This is a genomic window from Herpetosiphon sp. NSE202 (genome assembly GCF_042688385.1).
In the GTDB taxonomy this organism is placed as follows: Bacteria; Chloroflexota; Chloroflexia; order Chloroflexales; family Herpetosiphonaceae; genus Herpetosiphon.
The window spans coordinates 48,798-68,552 of the sequence record NZ_JBHUPY010000028.1 but is presented as its reverse complement, the minus strand read 5'-3'; the positions used below and the strand labels follow the sequence as shown (position 1 = coordinate 68,552).

Sequence of the window (19,755 nt, the reverse complement as noted above, 5' to 3'; positions counted from 1 at the left end):
GGCTACGCTGTTTGCAAATGAAGGTCATTCGTGCATTACACAGGAGAATTCCATGCTTCAAGCTGTGGTCAACGCACTTAAAATCGCCGAAGTGCGCAAGAAGATTTTGTTCACCCTGATGATGCTGGTGATCTTCCGCTTTATCGCGGCTATTCCAGTTCCAGGGGTCGATACAGCCGAACTCGATCGGTTGTTTAATGGTCAGTTGCCGTTAAGCGATTTGGCAAACTTCCTCAACTTGCTCTCCGGTGGGGCGTTGCGGCAGTTCTCCGTTGCAGCGATGGGGGTCTATCCCTACATCACGGCCCAAATTATCATGCAGTTGCTGATCCCGTTGATCCCAGCGCTGGAGCAGTTGAGCAAAGAGGGTGAGCAGGGTCGCAATCGGATTCAACGCTATCAATATTTCCTCACTGTGCCTTTGGCTTATCTCCAAGGCTATGGCCAAATTAAATCGCTGATCAACAGCGGGATTAACTTGTTTGGCACGTTGAACTTCAGCATTACCCAAAACTTCTTCCAAACCTTCTCGATCTTGACGATTATGGTCGCTGGCTCGATGTTCTTGGTTTGGATGGGCGAGTTGATCGACGAACGCGGGATTGGCAACGGTCTCTCGATGATTATCTTCGGCGGGATCGTGACCGCGCTGCCAAGCATGGTCTATCAAGCAATCACCACTTCAAGCTCGGGCAATAACGTGATCGGCGGGATTTTGCTGCTGATCGTGACCTTGGCAACCGTGGTTGGGATTGTTTTGATCACCGAAGGCCAACGCCGCATTCCAGTTCAATACGCCAAGCGCGTGCGTGGCAATAAGGTTTATGGCGGTCAATCGAGCCACTTGCCTTTGAAGGTTAATATGGCTGGGATGATTCCCTTGATCTTCGCCCAAAGTATTTTGATTTTCCCCAGCACCGTTGCTTCCTACTTCTGGAAGCCTGATGGTACGGGTTTCCTCAATGGCATAGCGAACTTCTTCGTCAACAGTTTTGGCCCTAATGGGTTGGCCTTTACCTTGGCGATGTTTGTGTTGGTGTTGCTCTTCACCTACTTCTATGCCTTGGTGATGTTCAACCAACAAAACTTGCCTGAAATGTTGCAACGCAATGGTGGCTTTATTCCTGGCATTCGCCCAGGCCGCAACACTGAAGTCTATTTGACCAAAGTGCTCAACCGCATTACCTTGATTGGCGCGGTTGGCTTGGCCGTGGTTGCCGCCTTGCCCTACTTTGTGCAACAAATTACTGGCTTGCAAATTGGCTTTAGCAGCACCGGTCTCTTGATTGTGGTTGGTGTGGCGGTCGATACCATGCGCCAACTCGAAGCTCAAATGATGATGCGCAATTACGAAGGCTTCATCTCGCGCTAAGAAACGCTACCTGCTTTTGGCAGGTGGTGCTACGGCGAACAAAGCCGTTCGCCGTTCTTTGCTGACTCACCGAGGAGCACTATCCTATGAACATCATTTTGCTTGGTTCGCCCGGAGCTGGCAAAGGAACCCAGGCAACTGAGTTGGAAGCAGCAACCGGCATGAAGCACATCGCCAGCGGCGATATGTTTCGGGCTGCTGTGCGCGAAGGCACACCACTGGGAACACTCGCCCAATCGTACCTCGATAAAGGCGAGTTGGTGCCCGATGATGTTGTGATTGGCATGGTTTTGGAACGGGTACAACAACCCGATTGTGAAAATGGGGTGATTTTCGATGGCTTCCCACGCACACCCCAACAAGCCGAAGCCCTGCAAGCAGCGTTAGCTGAACATAACGATGCGATCAATGCTGTGTTGTTGTTGCATGTCGATAAAGATGTGCTGATTCAACGGGTTATTGGGCGCTGGACTTGCAGAAAATGTCAAGCTGTATATAATACATACTTCCGAGCACCAAAAGTCGAGGGTGTTTGTGATCTCTGCGACGGCGATTTGTACCAACGCAGCGATGACAACCTTGAGACGATCAACCATCGACTTGATGTTTATGCAGCTCAAACATCGCCGCTAATTGCCCATTATCGCACGCAAGGCATCTTGCACGAAATTAATGGCCTCGGCGAGATTGACGATATTACTGCACGCATGGTTCAAGCAATTGAATCGGCAAAGCCGTGCTAAATTTGTGGTATAGTAATAGGTACCGATGCAGAAGCATGGGCCGACGGCCTATGCTTCTAGCTTGCTGCGTATGCTATACACCGTCGTCTGACGTATTGCACAGCCCAGTGACGGATTATTCTTTGGGGCAATCGCGCACCACTCGCAACGCATGCGACAATTGCCACCGCTGATGTGCTAGTTTTAAGGAGTTATATGGCCAAGAAGAAGGATGTCATTGAGGTCGAGGGCGTTATTACTGAGCCACTGCCAAACGCGATGTTTAAAGTAGCGTTGGATAACGGGCTGGAAGTATTAGCACATGTCTCTGGCCGGATTCGGATGAATTACATTCGGATTCTGAAAGGCGACCGCGTGTTAGTTGAACTCTCGCCCTATGATCCAACTCGTGGCCGTATTACTTATCGGTACAGATAACACACTGACCACCGCAACCAATGCCTCTGGCCGAAGCGGACGGAGGGTTGGATTGTTGTGTGTCTACGAGCGAGGTTCCGATGAAAGTCCAACCATCAGTTAAACCACGCTGCGAATATTGCCGGGTCATTCGTCGTAAGGGCGTTGTCCGTATCATTTGCAGCCGCACCCCGAAGCATAAGCAACGGCAAGGCTAAGAGGAGCATCGAATGGCACGTATTTCAGGGGTTGATATTCCCCGCAACAAACGGGTGGAAATTTCCCTTACCTACATTTATGGGATTGGGCGCACCACCAGCAGCGAAATTCTGGCTCGCACCAGTATCAATCCAAACGTTCGGGTCAAAGATTTGACCGAAGACGAAGTAATTCGTTTGCGCGAAATCATCGACCAAGATTACACCGTTGAAGGCGATTTGCGCCGGGCTGTTCAATTGAACATCAAGCGTTTGATGGACATTGGCTGCTACCGTGGGATTCGCCACCGCAAAGGCTTGCCATTGCGCGGTCAACGCACCAAAACCAACGCCCGTACCCGCCGTGGTAAAAAAGGCGCAGCAATCGGTGGCAAGAAGAAAGCTACCAAGAAGTAATTTCCTGAATTTTTATTTTCAACGCTATTTCGGAGGCCTTGAATGGCGAAACAAGCAAAAGCGGGAGCAGCTCGCCGCCCTCAACGCGGTCGTCGCCGTGAGCGTAAAAATGTGCCTCGTGGGCAAGCTCACGTCCAAGCGACCTTTAACAACACGATCGTTACGATTACCGACCCAGCTGGCAACGTGGTTTGCTGGAGCAGCGCTGGCGCAAGTGGCTTCAAAGGCTCACGCAAAAGCACACCCTATGCAGCCCAAGTAACTGCCGAACAAGCAGCCCGCAAAGCCATGGATAACGGCATGCGCGTGGTTGAAGTGTATGTTAAAGGCCCTGGTGCTGGCCGTGAATCAGCAGTGCGCGCACTGCAAGCGACTGGCTTGTCGGTTATTGCAATCACCGATGTTACGCCAATCCCACACAATGGCTGCCGCCCACCAAAGCGCCGCCGCGTGTAATGGCTTCGCGGCAGCATGCTGTCGCCGAAGTGTGTAGTAGCAACGCCACGACTAAAATACGTGAGCAGGATGAAGCACGGCTGTTCCTATACGTGGAAATAGGAGTCGGTGTGTAAACTGCCTTGGCAATTAGGAATTGCGAAGGGACAAACAAGAACATGGCTCGATATACTGGTCCAGTATGTAAATTGGCACGCCGCGAAGGCGTTGACCTAATGCTCAAGAGCGGTAACAGTGGCCGCAAGGTGCTTGAGCGCCGTGGGAGCCAGCCCCCTGGTCAACATGGGGCTTCAGTCCGACGACGACAATTGTCTGATTATGGTGTTCAGTTGCGCGAGAAGCAAAAAGTTCGCCGCATCTATGGTGTTTTGGAACGTCAGTTCCGCCGCTATTATGGCATTGCGACCCGTACCACCGGCCAAACCGGTGCTGTGCTCTTGCAAATTTTGGAACGTCGCCTCGATAACGTGGTGTTCCGCTTAGGCTATGCGGTCACCCGCGCCCAAGCTCGCCAGTTGGTCAACCACGGTCACATTACCGTGAATGGCCGCAAAACCGATATTCCTTCAGCCTTGGTTGAAGTTGGCGATGTAATTGGCGTGCGTGCAGAAAGCCGCAAACGCGATTATTTCAAAGATCTCGAAGAAACCAAACAACTGAACCGCGTGTCACCACCAAGCTGGTTGTCACTTGACGCTGGCAAGTTGGAGGGGGTTGTCCAAACCTTCCCATCACGCGAGGAGTTGGATATGTCGATTAACGAGCAGTTGATTGTTGAATTCTACAGCCGCTAATCGGACGTAATCGGTATCACTATCCCAGCAGGAGGCGGATACGTGCTAGACATTGCAATGCCCAAACTCGAATGTGTCGCAGCGGCGGAGAACTATGGGCGGTTCAAAATTGAGCCACTGGATCCCGGTTACGGGCATACCTTAGGGAACGCGCTGCGGCGGGTGTTGTTGTCGTCCATCCCTGGGGCAGCGGTCATCAAGATTAAAATTGATGGGATTTTCCACGAGTTTTCGCCAATTCAAGGCGTGCGTGAAGATGCTACCGAGATTGTGTTGAACGTTAAAGGCATTCGTTTGCGCTCCTACGCCGAACGCCCAGTCAAGATGATTTTATCTAAGACTGGCCCAGGCGTGGTGCGCGCAAGCGATATTGAATGCCCTTCAAACGTGGAGATCGTTAATCCCGATCACTACATCGCAACCCTCGATAGTGCCGATGCTCGCTTGGACATGGAGCTGACCGTCGAACGTCACCGCGGCTATCTGCCAGCTGAAAATCGTGACCCGGTGCCGATTGGCGAAATTCCGGTGGATGCGATCTTCACGCCGGTGCACAAGGTTAATTACGTTGTGGAACATACCCGCATTGGCGGGATGACCGACTTCGACCGCTTGTTGCTTGAAATTTGGACTGATGGCACGGTTAAGCCAGGCGATGCCCTGAGCTATGCCGCGCAAGTGCTGGTCCAATATTCATCAATCATCGCCGATTTCAATCGCTTTGACGATGAACAAGAGCAAGTTGGCGATGCCAATGGTCTGGTGATTCCCAGCGAGATCTACGACATGCCGATCGAAGATCTTGACCTTTCAACCCGCACCTACAACTGTCTCAAGCGCGCTGACATCACCAAGGTGGGTCAAGTGCTGGAGATGGACGAGAAGCAACTGCTGGCTGTGCGGAACTTGGGGCAAAAATCAATGGACGAAATTCGCGAGAAATTAATCGAGCGCAATTTACTGCCAACCTTGCCTTTCAACTCCGCTATTCTGAACACCAATGTCGCTGCCCGTCTGAACGACGGTAGCGCTGAATAGACGAGGATCGTTTCATGAGACACCGTAAGTCTGGCAAGAAGATGGGCCGGCCAACGGCTCAGCGCAAAGCCTTATATCGCAGCTTGATGATTGCCCTTATCGAGCACCGCGGTATTACAACCACTGATGCTAAGGCCCGCGCTGTTCAACCAGAAGTTGAAAAATTGATTACATTGGGTCGCTTTGATACTCCCCACAATCGCCGGATGGCGCTTTCGAAGCTGCACAGCAAGAATGCCATGAACCTTTTGTTCCAAGTGGCTCCTGCTTACGCCGAACGCCCAGGTGGTTACACGCGGATTGTCAAAATGGGCTTCCGCAAAGGCGACGCTGCGGAAATGGCTCGGATTGAATTGGTCTAAGTTTGCCGTATGAGCCGTACTTTAGCATTGTGTTTTGAATATGTCGGCACTGCTTTTTGCGGCTCGCAATGGCAACCAGGCGGTCGTGCCGTGCAAACGGAGTTAGAGACCGCTTGGCAACGATTAACAAGCGATAGTGGGCGTTGGATTTTTGCCGGTCGTACCGATGCAGGAGTTCACGCCCTAGCCCAAGTCGCCCATATCGTCAGCGCTACTGACCGGAGTTTGGATACAATTGCCAAGGCAATGAATGCCATTACGCCAGCAGATATTAGTGTTCACGAAGCATGGGAAATGCCAACTGGCTTTCATGCCCGCTTTAGTGCCCGTCAACGAACATATCGCTATGTTTTTGATAGTGCACCTGCACCTTCGGCCACGCTCAATGGGCGGGTGCTGCGCCTCGATCATCAACTTGATTGGGCGGCGATGCAGGCGGCCTTGGATACGCTGATTGGTATTCACGATTTTGCGGCGTTCGCTGGCGCTGGTCACGAAGGCTCGACCATCCGCAACTGTTATTTGGCGCAATTGCGCCCAGCAGAGTGGCTTGGCCGCCCAGTGACTGTGCTGCATTTGCAGGCTAATGCTTTTTTGAAGCATATGGTGCGCAATATCGTTGGCACTTTACTGATGGTTGGCGCTGGCAAGCTTTCATTGGAAGCTTGGCTGGCAATTATCGCCAGTCGCGACCGTCGGAATGCAGGACCAACCGCGCCCCCACAGGGGTTGTATTTAGAGTCGATTGGCTATGACCCAGCACTTCAGCCATTGGCGACAAGTTCACGCTGGGATGGCACGACCTATTTTCGGACGTATCAAGGCGAAACGGTGTGAATACGGGCAGCTTGCCAACGCTTCTCACCGCCACCCTTACAACGATTTGTGAACATGCCAGCGTGGCATAATTCACAATTCATACACGAGGAATTCAGCAGCATGAAGACTTATAGCCAAAAAGCTTCGGAGATTCAGCGCGAATGGCTGGTCGTCGATGCAGAAAATCAGGTGCTTGGTCGGCTCGCGACCCAAATCGCAACCCTGATTCGCGGCAAACACAAGCCAACCTACACGCCTAGCATGGATGGCGGCGATTTTGTAGTCGTGGTTAACGCTGAGAAAATTCGCGTTACCGGCGATAAAGCCAACCAAAAAATTTACTATCGCCACTCGAACTTCCCTGGTGGTTTGAAGCGCACCGCTTATAAAGTGATGATGCAAACCCACCCAGAGCGGATCATTTACTTTGCGGTTAAGGGCATGTTGCCACGCAATCGCTTGAGCCGCCACATTATTAAGAAGTTGAAAGTGTATGCAGGTGCCAGCCACCCTCATGCATCACAATCACCTAAAACCTATGCGGTGAAAGGTTAATCCCGATGAGTGAACAACGCTATTTCCAAGGCACTGGTCGCCGCAAGACCGCTGTGGCCCGGGTACGCTTGTATCCTGGCACCGGTGAGTTCGTGGTCAATGGCCGCACCTCAGAAGAATTCTTCGGTGGTCGCGCGCTGTACCAACAATTGATTCGCCAACCTTTGTTGGCTGCCAATCAATTGGGCTCGTTCAATGTGTTGGTCAAGGTTCGTGGCGGTGGCGACACTGGCCGCGCCGAAGCTGTACGCCACGGCGTAGCTCGCGCTTTGGTCGATGCTGATGCAGCATTCAAGCCAATTATGCGCGCTGCTGGCCTCTTGACCCGCGACGCTCGCAAAAAGGAACGTAAGAAACCAGGTTTGGTCAAGGCTCGCCGCGCCAAACAATACACCAAGCGGTAAGTTTTTTACCCTTTGGTGTCGGGTTCTTCTCCCCAGCCACGGAGCTTCGGTTCTATGGCTGGGGTTTGTTCTTTTAGGGGTCAGGCTTCAGGGGATAGGGGCCAGGGTAACGAAACCACGAAGAGCACGAAGAACACGAAGGGAGAATTGGCTATAGGCTTTGGGCTATGTGTATTGATTCAGCGCGTTAACCACGGCATGATCCCCTCACCCCAACTCCTCTCCCACGGCGCGGGCGAGGGGCTTTAATCCCGTGGTTCTGTCGCACGGCGTTGGTAAAAACGGCTGCTCCCCCTCGCCCGCGTTCAGTGGGAGAGGGGCTGGGGGTGAGGGGACATGGTTGCCAACCTAATGAACCAGTACATCTATGTTCTATGCTCTCTATTCTCTGCTCTTTTAATCCCTCATCCTTCATCCTTGCTATCGTTTGGCTTTCGCCTTGGCTTTGACGACCACTGGCTCGATGACTGGTGGTGGCGGAGCTTTGCTGGCTTCGCGCCACGCACTGTAGCCACCAAGATGGGCTTTCAGGCTGCCATCAGCCACGGCCCACACTCGATCAACCACCCGATCGAGAAAGTAGCGGTCGTGCGAAATCACGATTACTGTGCCATCGTAGCGCTCTAAGGCATCTTCCAAAACCTCGACCGAATCAATATCTAAGTGGTTGGTTGGCTCATCGAGAATCAGACAATTGGGCTTGGCCAACATCAACAAGGCCAATTGCAAACGCGCGCGTTCGCCGCCTGAAAGCGAGCCAATTGTTTGGCGACATTGATTGTAGCTAAACAAGAAGCCGCCCAAAAATGCCACCGCTTGGCCTTCGTACATCGAGCGGGTGAGGCGCACCACGTCAATCGGGGTTTGGTTGTGATCAAGCGTCTCAACGCCTTGGGCAAAATAGCCAATTTCGATCGAAGGCCCAACCCAAACCATGCCATCGCTTGGCTCATATTGGCCGTGCATCAGCTTGCCCAGCACGCTTTTGCCAGAGCCATTTTGGCCAATAATGCCAACCCGCTCGCCACGCCAAATCGTTTGCTCGATGCCAAGCAGCACCAAATCATCGCCAAACCCCATGCTTACATCACGCAGGTCGATGATTTTCTGGCCGCCACGTTGCTCTGAGCGTAGGCTCAAGCCAACTTTGCGGCGCTCGAGCACTGGCTTTTCAACTTTATCCATTTTGTCGATTTGCATTTGCTTGACCCGCGCCTGCTTGATATGGCGTTCGTTTGGCACCATCGAGGCCCATAATTGAAAACGTTTAATCGCCTCTTCTAAGCGATTAATTTCCTTTTGCTGTGCCACAAAATCTTGCTGCTGACGTTGCAACACCAATTGGCGATTGACGGCGTAGGTTGAATAATTGCCAAGCCAGAGGCTGGTTTTGCCATCTTCTAAATGAACCACGCTGGTGATGGTTTCATCGAGCAAATAGCGATCGTGGGCCACAATCACCACTGCTCCGCTAAATTCGCGAATTGTCGCTTCTAGAAACTCGCGCCGATTCAGGTCGAGGTGGGTTTCTGGCTCGTCGAGCAGCAAGAGATCAGGCCGCTGGATCAAACAACTTGCCAAACCGATCATTTTGCGCTGGCCACCACTCAGCGCGCTAGTTGGCAGGCTTAAATCGTTGGCATCAAAGCCAAATTGCTGTAAATAGCCGCGCGCATCGTTGGCCAGCATCGAGCCACCAAGCTCCTCGAATTGGTTCAACAAGCGGCTGTGTTGCTCTAAAACCTGATTCATACGTTTGAGGTCGTTGGCGATCGCTGGCTCGCCAAGCTGGGTTTCGCAAGCTTGAATTTGGGCTTCTAGCTCAGCAAGATCAGGCCGCGCCGCCATGACTGTTTGCATTGGAGTGCGTTGATCGCCAACAATATGCTGCGAAAGATAGGCGATGCGCAAGCCGCGGCGCGTAGTAATTAAACCTGCGGTTGGGGTTTCGAAGCCCACCAATAAGCGCAGCAAAGTTGATTTGCCAGCCCCATTCGCACCAACCAAGCCAATTCGCGCGCGTTCGTGAATTTCCCAATTCAAGCCGTTCAAGATGCTGCGACCGCCAACGCTGTAGTGTAGATTTTGGGCACTTGCAATAATCATTTGGGCAACCTCCACAGTAGGGGGCAGCACTATGCACAGCGATTAAAAAAAGACTAGGGGCGCATAATGCTGCCCCTAGTCTTGATCATTTGGTTTCAATTACCAATTGGTTCAGATTTTAGGCGCAGCTATCCTGTCTGCGCCTTTGTTGAACCCTTTCCGTGCGTGAATCACGCCCATAAATGAATTGAAAACCATGATCTGTCTTCCAATCTATAATCCAATATGTTGGTTAGGATAGCACACGCCACCAAATGGCGAAATCGGTCTTTAGGCCGAGTCGATGATTAAACCCAATCTGTGTAATTAAACGTAGCGAGGAAGCATATGAGTCTATTAATTGGCATGAATGGTCGTTTTTTCGAGCAGAATTGGCGACCAGCGCTTACTGAAATTGCGTTTGCTGCTGCCAATGGCTTTGCCAGCATTCAGTTTCAGGGTAAGCCAGCAGGCTTGCAAGCAACCGCCTTGGGAGCCGATTTTGCCAGCATTCGTCAGCAACTGCAAGCCAAGCAAATTATGGCGGTGATGGAAATTAATTTGCAAATTGATGCGGCTGGGCGTGCTGCAACTGGGCAAACGCCGCTGGAAGTGCTCGAAGCTAATTTGCCAGCAATCAACGGCTTAGGCTGCGAGTATGTGCATTGGCACCTCAACAATCAGCCTGTGCTGGAATTTGCCCAAGTTGCCGAGCTAGAAATTGCTTTGCAACCGCAGTTTGCGGCTGGCGTGGCCTTGGCTCAGCAACATGGCTTTAAATTTGGCTTTGAGCATAACGACCCAATTTTGCGTTTATTTACCACGCCACAGGCATGCAACCAACTTTTGGCGGCTGTGCCAGGTTTGGGCTTTGTGTGGGATTTTAATCATACCCTACCTGAGGATTTGGCTGGATTTTTGCAATTGATTCCGCGAATGAGCATGTTGCACATTTCTGATACGCCCTTGCCTGAGGTGAATTATCATCTGCCTTTGGGGATGGGCGCAATAGATTTTGCTGCTTATTGCCAAGCCTTGCTTACGGCAAATTTTCATGGCCCAGCGATTCTCGAAATTGGTGGCTTGCCCAAATCTGGCGGCTATGGGCGGGATACAGATGCTGCATTAATTGATTCGTTACAACGATTGCAGGCAGCTTTGGCGTAGGCTGTTGGCTGTTGGCTGTTGGTTCCAATCAATTGCCGACAGCCTTCATTACTCCATGAAGCGCACGAAACATGAAACCGCGAAGAACGCGAAGATCACGAAGGTTAAGTTTTCTTGCCAAAGATTCCCACAGATTTTTAGGATTTATTTCTTAATAGTCCAAAGCCTATAGCCTGGAGCCATGATTCCTCTGCGCCTCTGCGTTAAAACTGCCCCTGACCTCATTTTGACTTTTGCCCTTATGTTCTATGCTCTATGCTCTATGCTCTTTGTTCTTCTTTACGTGACACCTTGCGTCATAAACCTGCTTAGGGTATGATCAAGGCATAACGACTGTGCGCCTTCAACGGAGAACGCCAAGATGACTCAATCAGATAGCCTGCGCGCTTTTGGCCTGTATATTGACGGAGCTTGGGTCGCGGCCAGCGATGCTGCGAGCGAAACCCTGTATAACCCTGCGACGGGCGAGCCAATCGCTCAGGTGGCGCGGGCAACCATCCACGATATTGATCGAGCGGTTGATGCTGCGCGAAAGAGTTTTGATATTGGCGCATGGTCGCAAATGCGGCCTGTCGAACGCGCCAAAGTTCTCGAAGCAATCGCCGATGTGCTCGAAGAAAACACCGACGAACTAGCTGAACTCGAAACCCTCAACGGCGGCGCAACGCTACGCAAAAGTTCATGGCTCGATATTCCAGTTGGCATCGAGCATTTGCGCTACTTTGCCGATTTGGCGCGCCAACATCCAATGCAAACTTTGCCCTATATCGATTTTCCTTCGCCAAGTGCCAACGCTGTTTGGCGCGAACCAATTGGGGTTTGTGGCCAAATTATCCCGTGGAATTATCCCTTTTTGATGGCGATTTGGAAGATTGGCCCAGCCTTGGCCGCTGGCAATAGCCTTATCCTCAAGCCTGCTTCGTTAACCCCAGTGAGCGCCTTGCGCATGGCCGAATTGATCCACGAGGCCGATTTGTTGCCGCATGGGGTTTTCAATGTGGTGACTGGGCCGGGCAGCTTGGTTGGCGAACGCCTAACCAGCCATCCAAAGGTCGATAAAATTGCCTTTACTGGCTCGACTGAGGTTGGCCGCCAGATTGCCGAAGTTGCAGGTCGCAATCTCAAACGGGTTACCTTGGAGCTTGGTGGTAAATCGCCAGTGGTTGTGTTGCCCAATGCCGACCTTGATTTGGCGGTTGATGGTGCGATTTGGGCGGCGTTTATGCATTCTGGCCAAAGCTGCGAAGCTGGCACGCGCTTGTTGTTGCCCGATTCGCTACACGATGAGTTTGTTGAGCGCTTGGTTGCGCGGGTTGAACAATTGGTACTTGGCGATCCGCTTGATCTGACGACTGATTTAGGCCCGTTGGTTTCTGCGGCTCAAAAACGCGCCGTCGAAGCCTATATCGAGCTGGGCATTCAAGAGGGTGCGACCTTGCGCTGTGGCGGCGTTGGCAGCGATGATCCTGCGCTTGCCAATGGCCATTTTGTGCGGCCAACGATTTTTACCGATGTCAATAATCGCATGCGCATCGCCCAAGAAGAAATTTTCGGGCCTGTGCTCTCAGTTATTCGCTATCAAACGGTTGGCGAGGCGATTACCATTGCCAACGATACCAATTATGGCTTGGCTGCCAGCGTTTGGAGCCGCGATTTGCAAGATGCCCAAGAAGTGGCGCGGGCAATTCGGGCTGGCACAGTTTGGATCAACGATCATCATTTAATCAATGCCAAAGCGCCATTTGGGGGCTACAAAGATAGTGGTATTGGCCGCGAGTTGGGGCCGAATGCGCTTGATGCCTATAGCGAAGTTAAGCATATTCATACTGACTTGACCCAAGAGCGCACCCGCCGCATTTGGGTCGATATTGTCACTCCTCGCCTCGACGACTAAGTTATGAAGGATGAAGGTTGAGGGATGAAGGATGAAGGAGCAACGTTTTTAACCACGAAGAACACGAAGCACACGAAGGCCAATTCAGTGCTGCTTACGTGTTCTTCATGGTTTAATTAATGATTCCGATAGCCAATAGCCTTCTGCCTAGAGCCATACAACATGCTTAACCAAGCCTAAACTTGCAGATTGGTGGGCCATGATATGATGGCAGCCATGATGATACAGTCGTTGAGCGAGCTTTACCCCGATTTGCGGCGCTTGCGCTTTGGCAGCATTGTGTATGCCTTGCTGACTGATAGTACGCCCGAAAATCAACAACATCGATTGATTCTTGATGCAGCGTTGCAGGAAGCAGGCAGCCGTGGTTGGCTTACGCCTGATGTTTTTGGCCGCCTGCGAGCCGGCGACGATGCAGTGGTGCTGTCGATTCTCGATGAATTGTTGATTGCTCAAGCCTTGGATCGGGCTAACTATAGTTTGCAGTTTAACCCGCCTGGCGAAGGTCGGCACGTCGGCGAGTTGCTGATCGAACGGGGCGATTTGCGCTCGTTTGTTGAAGTTAAGTCGTTGTTGCCAGCAGAAGCGGTGGTTTTGGCCCAAACAACCTTGGCTCGTTTGCGCGATTTGGCCAGCACTATTCCGTTGGCGGCCCGCTTAACCCTCGAAATTACCCATCATCCGAGTAGCGGCATTAGCCATCGCGAGGTGCGACGCTATTTGCATGTCTCAGCTGAGCAAATGTTGAGCGGCTGGACGCATCCTGCTGCTTATACGCATAGCTCGGGCATTTATCTGCGGCCTGTTGCTTGCCAGCCCTTGCCTGAAGCCGAGCATTTACAAATTGTGCTGCATCAAGATGATTATCCTGGTCTGGCGCGGCGCGCGCATCGGGCTTGGTGCGACCGTTTGTGGCGCGCGATTCGCGGTGGCTATACCCAATTGCCTGCTGGCGAGCCTGCGCTGATTATTGTGGTTGATCATGCGCAGCCTGCGCCGCCGCTTGAGGCGTGGCTCACGCCATTAAGCGATATGCTGCGCATGGGCGCACATCATCGCTTGAGTGCAGTAATTCGAATCGAGCTGGCAAGTTTGCGCAGCGGCCAGCCAGCGCTTACAATTTTTCACAATCCTCGGGCCAGTAGCCCGTTGCTGAGCCAACCAATTCTTGGCCAACCAGAAATACATCTTTCAATCTTGAATCCTGAAACATGGTGAGGACAAATCATGCCCCGAATAACCAAAGTTTATACACGAACTGGCGATAGTGGCACGACAGCGCTTGGCGGCGGCCAACGAGTGCCCAAGGAATCGTTGCGGGTAACTGCTTTTGGCACGGTCGATGAGCTTAATTCGCATCTCGGCGTAGCCTTGGCGGTTGGCGTGAGCGAGCGGCTGCAAGCGCCGTTGCAAGCCATCCAGAACGAATTGTTTCACCTTGGCTCCGACCTGTGTATGCTCGAAGAAGACAAGCAGAAATGGCCGATACCGCAAATTGAGGCGCGGCATATTGATGCGCTTGAACACTTGATGGATGAATTGATGGACAAAGTTGGCCCGTTGGAGAATTTTATTTTGCCTGGTGGCTCGCAAACTTCGGCCCATTTGCATGTTGCGCGCACTGTGTGTCGCCGCGCCGAACGCGACGTGGTGGCGCTAAGCCGCGAGGAAACCATCGGCAGCTTTGTGATTAAGTATCTCAATCGGCTTTCCGATGCGTTGTTTGTGATGGCCCGCTATGAGAATTTTGCCCGCAATATTCCCGATGTGATTTGGGATAGCCGCGCCTGAGGCATACGCCGATCATGGCTAAAACCCATGATCGGCTTAGTTATAGCCAATTTGCTGGCGAATCGCGGCGTTGAGCCAAGCGCTAAATTGACACATACGCCAATCGTTGCATGGCTCGCACATTAAATTAAAAGCGTTAGCCCCAGTTTTGGCCTCGTAAATGTGAAGTTTGTTGACTGCATAGCGCACTAAATCGGGGGTTGCGGTCAGCGCTGCGACCATGCGCCGCACTTCCTGCTGTTGAATCAGGCGTGGCTCTAATTCGTGGAGCGAATGATCAAGCAGCTCTAAAACGGCGGTCAAGGCCACCGCCAGCAAACAATGACGCTCACGATCATACAAAAGGGCGTGGGTTGGTTGCTCACCAAAGACATTACCAAAGGCCAATTGCGGGTTCAACAAACAAGCGTCGCGTAAATCTTGGATGAAGTTCATGTGCCATAACCCAGCCTCAGCCACCAGCCAGCCATCGTTGGCAATCGCAATCAGATGATTGTATGCTGTATGCCACCACCAGCATAAAAACCGCGCATCGCCATGATAATCAAGCAGCGCCGCAAAGCTCCAAGCAGCCTGTGGCGGCGGCAACGGCACTTCAAGCACAATTCCACCACTGACCAACAAGGCGAGTTCTAAATTGATAATCATAGATCACCTGCGATCGTTTGCAGGTCAGCGAGCCAGCAGTAGTCCATTAACTGAGCACGCAAAACGAGAATGTTTCGACTACACACAGCCATAGCCTCATCCTTGCAAAAGAACGAACCCCAAATCGTCTATTCACTGATCTAGAGCTTTAGGATATTGCTAATTATAGGATGAGCCAGCAAAAAAACATAGGTGAATTTTGGTATGAATCCCAATCCGTTTAAATCATTTGGGCTATGATTTAAACGGATTGGTTAATATTTTTAATTATCTGCCATGAATTTGCTTATTGTGGCTTTATTCGTTGGTGGTGATTAACACTGGCAGATTTTTGACCCCAAAGGTAATTGGGGTTGGAATTGGCTCTAATTGGGCATCTGGTTTAATCGCAATTGTTTCGACACGTTTAATCAAAGCTTCCAAGGCCAATTTGCCTTCGAGCCGAGCCAGCGGCGCGCCTAAACAATAGTGAATACCATGGCCAAAGGCAATATGTTGGTTGCCTTTGCGATGCAAATCGAAGCTATCGGCGTTGGGGAATTGGCTTTCGTCGCGGTTGGCCGAACCAATCACCGCCATAATCCGTTGGCCCGCTGGAATCGTTACATCGCCAATTTGTTGCTCGGCATGGGTGTGGCGGGGCATGGCTTTAACTGGCGAATAATAGCGCAGCGTTTCATCCAAAACATTTGGAATCAGGCTTGGGTTGGCGCGCAATTCAGCATAAATTGCTGGCTGCTCGCTAAATACCCGTACTGCATTGCCCAACAAGTTAGTGGTGGTTTCGTTGCCTGCGACCAACAACAAAGCGCAAAAGCCAATCAAATCCATATCCGAGAGCGATTCGCCATCGATTTGGGCTTTGAGCAAATCGCTAATCAAATCTGCTTGTGGTTCGGCGCGGCGCTGCTCGATCATGCCATACAAATAGGCCCCAAATTCTTGGTAGATGGGCACAATTTCGGCCATATTGGGGTTGTTCGACGAAGTAATGATTTGTTCGGTCCAATATTTGAACTTATCTTGGTCTTCGGTGGGCACGCCCAGCATTTCGGCGATCACGGTCATGGGCAAGGGCGTGGCAAAATCGCGAATGAAATCTGGCTCGCTTTGGGCCAACATATCGTCGAGCAAGCGATTGACCAAGCCATCGATCCGCTCGTGCATTTGCTCGATCATGCGTGGCGTGAAGGCCAAATTGACCAACGAACGCAACTGACGATGGCGTGGCGGGTCGGTCATCAACATGCTATTAGCAAACATATTCATGCCATCGCCACGGTCTGGTGGAGCCGAGGAGAAATGTTCGTAATCGGTCATGACCTGCTTGACATCGGCATAGCGAAAGACCACCCACGAGCCAATCGTTTGATCAAAATAGACCGGATTTTGCTCGCGCATGGTTTTGAACCATGGATACGGATTCAACAGTGATTGCATGAAACTCACGAGGGTTCTCCTTCCGACTGAAACAACACAATCTTTAGTATTCTACTGCTAGATTATGAATCTGGCTTGATTGGGGCTTGGCCAAGCCGCAAGAGCGTTGTGGTTTGCCATTGGCTGCTTGGGCCTAGGCGCGTAATCAATTTTTGGCCCAGCAATTCGTTACATGCTTTTTGAAAATGAGCTTCAGTGATTTTGCCAAGCCAGCCTTGGCGCAACAGCGTATCGAACAAATCGCCATAGCTCCAGAGGCGTGGTTGTTGCAGCGCCAAATTGCGCAAGGCAGCGACGATCTGCTCGTGTTGCTGGCGGCGCAGTTGGCTTTTGCTAGGTAGCGCTGGGTCGAATAAGCCGATTTGTTGCGGATTGCCAGCATTATTAAGCAGGGCTTGAGCTTCGGGGTTTTCAAATAATGCGCCTTCAAATTGATACAAGGCTTGGTTGAGCGGCAAAACCAACGAACGATCGCTGGTTGCAATCAGCAGATCGTACAATTTTTGGCCCCATGTGGTATGGATTGCACAAGCAGCAGCCCAACGCCAGCGCGAGCCTTTGAGTTCGCTAAGTTGCTGAAGATAGAAGCTTTGCAAGGCTGCGAGCACAGTTTCGCTTGGCGATTCGTTCACAATTGTTCGCCAATTGCGGCTGGCAAACAGCTGATCAAGCTGGCGCTCGGTTTGAGTTGGTTGCTGTTCGCGCTGGGCAAGTAGGTCGGCAAGGGCTGCTTGATCAAAACGTAGCAGCAGATCGGTGCGGGCCAATCGCCGTGCTAATTGATCGAGGCCATTGCTGATTGGAATCAGGCCAATATCGCCATCAAGCAGAATCAGGGCTGGGTTAGCGGCCAAATGGCTGGTTAGTTGGTTGAGATTAAGCTGATCGGGGAGCCAACATGTGAACTGTTGCTCGCTGGCTTGCTGCCATTCCGCCTGGTTTTGGGGGCTGGTGGTGCGCACGATGATTTGGACTGAGGCTTTGAGTTTGCTGGCAAGCTGTTGATAGTGAATCGCTGCGCCAGCAGTTGCCAAACGTCCGTTGCCATACTGCACCGCGCCCGCTTCACCATCGAAAATCACCAATTGTTGGTGCGGCGAGAGGCTCGGCACAACGAGCGGCAAATAGCTTTGGACAAGGCTGGCTTTGCGTTCAGACCGACGTTGGGCTTGCGATTGCAACATAGGGTTACTCGTAGCAACAAAACCACTTCTCTGTATGCTACCACGAGCAACCCTACTTTGCCTATGGATTTTTATGGATTTATGGATTCCCTCACCCCAACCCCTCTCCCACGGAGCGGGCGAGGGGCTTAACACGGTGGTTTTTGCGTGATACGTTGGTGTACTATGGTTCCCCTCACCCCCCAGCCTCCTCTCCCACTGGACGCGGGCGAGGGGGAGCAGCCATTCCATAGAATCAACGGGAAATTATCGACCTGCCCTCGAAAACTCGGGCGAGGGGGAGCACCCGTTTTCACCGCAAAATGCCGAAAGAACCGCCATGTTAAAGCCCCTCGCCCATCGAATGGGAGAGGGGTTGGGGTGAGGGGGCGACCACTGTAAGGCTGGGGGGTGAGGGGGCGACCACTGTAAGGTGTAGATTTACTTATGGTTGCAAGACGTTTTCGTCGCCTTCGACGGTCATAACCACGTTTTTAACTTGGGGAAATTGCTTTAAGGTAAAGTCGACTTGAGCTTGGAGTGATTCGAGTTGCATTGCGCCACCGCCCCATGCCCGCATTTCGCGGCTCCAATCGACATAGGCGGTATCGCCTTCGATGCGCACTGAGCGCAGATAGACCCGTCCAGTCCAGCCAGTTTTATCGCCAGTATAGTCGGCAACTGCTTTGGGGCTTGGAATGGCGGTGCTATAGACTGCATCTTCGCCAACTGGACCCCAAACCAATTCACGCAGGGCGGCGCTGGCAACGCTTGCAGTTTTGGGCAAAGTTCGAACGCCGTTGATTGAGCCTTCGCCTGCTAACCACGAAACTTCGACTTCGGTGGTTGGTTGGCTGGTCAGATCAAGCATGCGCAAATTTTGGGTTAATTCAACCGAACCATCAGCTTTGACCAATTCGAGAATTGCGCCTTGGGTTGGCAATGCTGGAGCGTTTGAACCTTCCCACATCAAGCTGAGGGCCAAATAGCCGTTATAGGCTTGGGTGTTTTGCTCCAACAAGGTGCCATCGGCATAGCGCAAGCGCACAGTGTAATTATCGCTGCTCAAGCCAACTGCCTCAACGTGCAATGGCAAGAAGGCGTTGGTTTCGGGTGCTGGTTGAGCCATATATGCGCCGGTGCCTTCCCATTGTGGCAAGGTAACCGTTGATTCAGCTTGGCCAACGACCGCACCATCTTTGGGCGAGGTTGTATAAGCAATTACGCGACCGATGCGTTTGGTTAATGGGGCTTGGAAATTAATGCTGCCGCTAAATGTTCCTGCCGAGCCATATTCGCCATCGGCGGTGACGCTGGTTTGGCCCAGCAAATGTAATTCGCTATCGTACACTTCAACGACCACATTTTTTTCAAATGGCATGGCCGAGAGCGTGCCTTTGAAATTCAAGGGATTGCCAACGACCGAGTGCATTGCTGGCTCAGTCAATTCGATCAAAATCGATTGCTCAGGGGCTTGGGTTGCTTCCGCGCCAACTGGCGCAAATTGCACCGCTTGCTCGGCAATCGTGCGATAGGGCAATTCGCCGCTCATATCGTCTTCGATGACCTTAATCACACCTTTGCCTGCTGCTGGCGGTGTGAAGTCGACCGTCACATCGAAGGTTGCGCTGCTGCCATATTCGCCAACCGTGCTAATTGGGCCTTCGTAGACGGTGCTGCCATCTTCTGCTTGAATCAGCAAGCGCAAGGTTTTTTCGAATGGCGTGAGCACAATCGTGCCTGCAACGCGTACCGATGTGAGTAATAATGCATCTGCTGGCGGGGCACTTAAGTTAATTTGATTAGCCGTGGCAACCGTGGCCTGGGGGTTGGTGGTTGCTTGCGGCGCGGTGGTTGGAATGCTGGTTGCCGCCGAGCCACTTGCGATGGTGGCTGTGGCTTGGGCTGGTAAATTGCTGGTTGCTGCTGGCGTGTTGGTTGCTGGGGTTTGGCTGCTACAGGCTGCCAGCAATAAGGCCAAGCTAATATATTTCAATGAACGCATTGAGTAATT

The 19,755-nt window shown here is 51.9% G+C and carries 21 protein-coding genes; 16 read left to right on the top strand and 5 right to left on the bottom strand.

From position 1 onward, the window contains the following. Positions 1 to 52 precede the first annotated feature (52 nt). The 12 genes from secY (at position 53) to rpsI (ending at position 7,553) form a co-directional block, all read left to right on the top strand. Positions 53 to 1,372 (top strand): preprotein translocase subunit SecY, encoded by a 1,320-nt coding sequence (gene secY / locus ACFMKP_RS24195; RefSeq protein ID WP_054535867.1) that lies wholly within the window; start codon positions 53 to 55, stop codon positions 1,370 to 1,372. A gap of 86 nt (positions 1,373 to 1,458) precedes the next feature. After that, positions 1,459 to 2,115, top strand: coding sequence for an adenylate kinase (locus ACFMKP_RS24190; protein WP_204753382.1), 657 nt, complete (start codon positions 1,459 to 1,461; stop codon positions 2,113 to 2,115). Between the two features lie 195 nt (positions 2,116 to 2,310). Beyond that, positions 2,311 to 2,532 carry a translation initiation factor IF-1 gene (gene infA / locus ACFMKP_RS24185; RefSeq protein WP_012192455.1) on the top strand — a complete coding sequence of 74 codons (222 nt, stop codon included), beginning with the start codon at positions 2,311 to 2,313 and terminating at the stop codon, positions 2,530 to 2,532. 80 nt (positions 2,533 to 2,612) lie between these two features. Continuing rightward, positions 2,613 to 2,729, top strand: a complete 117-nt coding sequence (gene rpmJ, locus ACFMKP_RS24180; RefSeq protein ID WP_083469996.1) for a 50S ribosomal protein L36 — start codon at positions 2,613 to 2,615, stop codon at positions 2,727 to 2,729. Between the two features lie 12 nt (positions 2,730 to 2,741). Continuing rightward, the gene (rpsM, locus tag ACFMKP_RS24175; RefSeq protein ID WP_110514151.1) at positions 2,742 to 3,125 is read left to right on the top strand and encodes a 30S ribosomal protein S13; all 384 of its coding nucleotides are present in this window, start codon (positions 2,742 to 2,744) and stop codon (positions 3,123 to 3,125) included. Positions 3,126 to 3,167: 42 nt separating this feature from the next. Next, complete coding sequence (gene rpsK, locus ACFMKP_RS24170) at positions 3,168 to 3,581, top strand: 30S ribosomal protein S11 (RefSeq protein WP_012192457.1); 414 nt, start codon at positions 3,168 to 3,170, stop codon at positions 3,579 to 3,581. A 158-nt stretch (positions 3,582 to 3,739) separates the two neighbouring features. Further along, on the top strand, positions 3,740 to 4,375 hold the full coding sequence (rpsD, locus tag ACFMKP_RS24165; protein WP_054535870.1) for a 30S ribosomal protein S4: 636 nt from the start codon (positions 3,740 to 3,742) through the stop codon (positions 4,373 to 4,375). Between the two features lie 42 nt (positions 4,376 to 4,417). Then, entirely contained in the window at positions 4,418 to 5,413 is a 996-nt protein-coding gene (locus ACFMKP_RS24160; protein WP_054535871.1) for a DNA-directed RNA polymerase subunit alpha, read from the top strand. Between the two features lie 14 nt (positions 5,414 to 5,427). Next, the gene (gene rplQ / locus ACFMKP_RS24155; protein WP_054535872.1) at positions 5,428 to 5,775 is read left to right on the top strand and encodes a 50S ribosomal protein L17; all 348 of its coding nucleotides are present in this window, start codon (positions 5,428 to 5,430) and stop codon (positions 5,773 to 5,775) included. 9 nt (positions 5,776 to 5,784) lie between these two features. Then, positions 5,785 to 6,612, top strand: a complete 828-nt coding sequence (truA, locus tag ACFMKP_RS24150) for a tRNA pseudouridine(38-40) synthase TruA (RefSeq protein WP_382296267.1) — start codon at positions 5,785 to 5,787, stop codon at positions 6,610 to 6,612. A gap of 102 nt (positions 6,613 to 6,714) precedes the next feature. Next, the gene (gene rplM / locus ACFMKP_RS24145; RefSeq protein WP_054535874.1) at positions 6,715 to 7,149 is read left to right on the top strand and encodes a 50S ribosomal protein L13; all 435 of its coding nucleotides are present in this window, start codon (positions 6,715 to 6,717) and stop codon (positions 7,147 to 7,149) included. Between the two features lie 5 nt (positions 7,150 to 7,154). Further along, entirely contained in the window at positions 7,155 to 7,553 is a 399-nt protein-coding gene (rpsI, locus tag ACFMKP_RS24140) for a 30S ribosomal protein S9 (protein WP_054535875.1), read from the top strand. Positions 7,554 to 7,973: 420 nt separating this feature from the next. Here the strand turns inward: rpsI and abc-f are convergent, their stop codons facing one another. Further along, positions 7,974 to 9,659 (bottom strand): ribosomal protection-like ABC-F family protein, encoded by a 1,686-nt coding sequence (abc-f, locus tag ACFMKP_RS24135; RefSeq protein WP_382296262.1) that lies wholly within the window; start codon positions 9,657 to 9,659, stop codon positions 7,974 to 7,976. A gap of 327 nt (positions 9,660 to 9,986) precedes the next feature. Here abc-f and ACFMKP_RS24130 point away from each other — a divergent pair, with 327 nt between their 5' ends. The 4 genes from ACFMKP_RS24130 (at position 9,987) to ACFMKP_RS24115 (ending at position 14,490) form a co-directional block, all read left to right on the top strand. After that, a complete protein-coding gene (locus tag ACFMKP_RS24130) occupies positions 9,987 to 10,805 on the top strand; it encodes a sugar phosphate isomerase/epimerase family protein (protein ID WP_382296259.1) in 819 nt (272 codons plus the stop codon). Positions 10,806 to 11,166: 361 nt separating this feature from the next. Further along, positions 11,167 to 12,699 (top strand): aldehyde dehydrogenase family protein, encoded by a 1,533-nt coding sequence (locus ACFMKP_RS24125; RefSeq protein ID WP_382296256.1) that lies wholly within the window; start codon positions 11,167 to 11,169, stop codon positions 12,697 to 12,699. Between the two features lie 216 nt (positions 12,700 to 12,915). Further along, positions 12,916 to 13,917: a hypothetical protein gene (locus ACFMKP_RS24120; RefSeq protein WP_382296254.1), complete on the top strand. Its 1,002-nt coding sequence runs from the start codon at positions 12,916 to 12,918 to the stop codon at positions 13,915 to 13,917. 9 nt (positions 13,918 to 13,926) lie between these two features. After that, entirely contained in the window at positions 13,927 to 14,490 is a 564-nt protein-coding gene (locus ACFMKP_RS24115; RefSeq protein WP_054535880.1) for a cob(I)yrinic acid a,c-diamide adenosyltransferase, read from the top strand. A gap of 36 nt (positions 14,491 to 14,526) precedes the next feature. Here the strand turns inward: ACFMKP_RS24115 and ACFMKP_RS24110 are convergent, their stop codons facing one another. The 4 genes from ACFMKP_RS24110 to ACFMKP_RS24095 form a co-directional block, all read right to left on the bottom strand. Next, complete coding sequence (locus ACFMKP_RS24110; protein ID WP_382296249.1) at positions 14,527 to 15,138, bottom strand: hypothetical protein; 612 nt, start codon at positions 15,136 to 15,138, stop codon at positions 14,527 to 14,529. 297 nt (positions 15,139 to 15,435) lie between these two features. Next, on the bottom strand, positions 15,436 to 16,578 hold the full coding sequence (locus tag ACFMKP_RS24105; protein WP_382296297.1) for a cytochrome P450: 1,143 nt from the start codon (positions 16,576 to 16,578) through the stop codon (positions 15,436 to 15,438). 62 nt (positions 16,579 to 16,640) lie between these two features. After that, a complete protein-coding gene (locus ACFMKP_RS24100) occupies positions 16,641 to 17,762 on the bottom strand; it encodes a hypothetical protein (protein WP_382296246.1) in 1,122 nt (373 codons plus the stop codon). Between the two features lie 424 nt (positions 17,763 to 18,186). Then, complete coding sequence (locus ACFMKP_RS24095; RefSeq protein ID WP_382296243.1) at positions 18,187 to 19,746, bottom strand: Gmad2 immunoglobulin-like domain-containing protein; 1,560 nt, start codon at positions 19,744 to 19,746, stop codon at positions 18,187 to 18,189. Between the last annotated feature and the right edge of the window lie 9 nt (positions 19,747 to 19,755).

Coding starts and splice junctions, on each gene's coding strand:
- secY (WP_054535867.1), top strand. CDS start 53: ATGCTTCAAGCTGTGGTCAACGCACTTAAAATCGCCGAAGTGCGCAAG.
- ACFMKP_RS24190 (WP_204753382.1), top strand. CDS start 1,459: ATGAACATCATTTTGCTTGGTTCGCCCGGAGCTGGCAAAGGAACCCAG.
- infA (WP_012192455.1), top strand. CDS start 2,311: ATGGCCAAGAAGAAGGATGTCATTGAGGTCGAGGGCGTTATTACTGAG.
- rpmJ (WP_083469996.1), top strand. CDS start 2,613: ATGAAAGTCCAACCATCAGTTAAACCACGCTGCGAATATTGCCGGGTC.
- rpsM (WP_110514151.1), top strand. CDS start 2,742: ATGGCACGTATTTCAGGGGTTGATATTCCCCGCAACAAACGGGTGGAA.
- rpsK (WP_012192457.1), top strand. CDS start 3,168: ATGGCGAAACAAGCAAAAGCGGGAGCAGCTCGCCGCCCTCAACGCGGT.
- rpsD (WP_054535870.1), top strand. CDS start 3,740: ATGGCTCGATATACTGGTCCAGTATGTAAATTGGCACGCCGCGAAGGC.
- rplQ (WP_054535872.1), top strand. CDS start 5,428: ATGAGACACCGTAAGTCTGGCAAGAAGATGGGCCGGCCAACGGCTCAG.
- truA (WP_382296267.1), top strand. CDS start 5,785: ATGAGCCGTACTTTAGCATTGTGTTTTGAATATGTCGGCACTGCTTTT.
- rplM (WP_054535874.1), top strand. CDS start 6,715: ATGAAGACTTATAGCCAAAAAGCTTCGGAGATTCAGCGCGAATGGCTG.
- rpsI (WP_054535875.1), top strand. CDS start 7,155: ATGAGTGAACAACGCTATTTCCAAGGCACTGGTCGCCGCAAGACCGCT.
- abc-f (WP_382296262.1), bottom strand. CDS start 9,659: ATGATTATTGCAAGTGCCCAAAATCTACACTACAGCGTTGGCGGTCGC.
- ACFMKP_RS24130 (WP_382296259.1), top strand. CDS start 9,987: ATGAGTCTATTAATTGGCATGAATGGTCGTTTTTTCGAGCAGAATTGG.
- ACFMKP_RS24125 (WP_382296256.1), top strand. CDS start 11,167: ATGACTCAATCAGATAGCCTGCGCGCTTTTGGCCTGTATATTGACGGA.
- ACFMKP_RS24120 (WP_382296254.1), top strand. CDS start 12,916: ATGATGATACAGTCGTTGAGCGAGCTTTACCCCGATTTGCGGCGCTTG.
- ACFMKP_RS24115 (WP_054535880.1), top strand. CDS start 13,927: ATGCCCCGAATAACCAAAGTTTATACACGAACTGGCGATAGTGGCACG.
- ACFMKP_RS24110 (WP_382296249.1), bottom strand. CDS start 15,138: ATGATTATCAATTTAGAACTCGCCTTGTTGGTCAGTGGTGGAATTGTG.
- ACFMKP_RS24105 (WP_382296297.1), bottom strand. CDS start 16,578: ATGCAATCACTGTTGAATCCGTATCCATGGTTCAAAACCATGCGCGAG.
- ACFMKP_RS24100 (WP_382296246.1), bottom strand. CDS start 17,762: ATGTTGCAATCGCAAGCCCAACGTCGGTCTGAACGCAAAGCCAGCCTT.
- ACFMKP_RS24095 (WP_382296243.1), bottom strand. CDS start 19,746: ATGCGTTCATTGAAATATATTAGCTTGGCCTTATTGCTGGCAGCCTGT.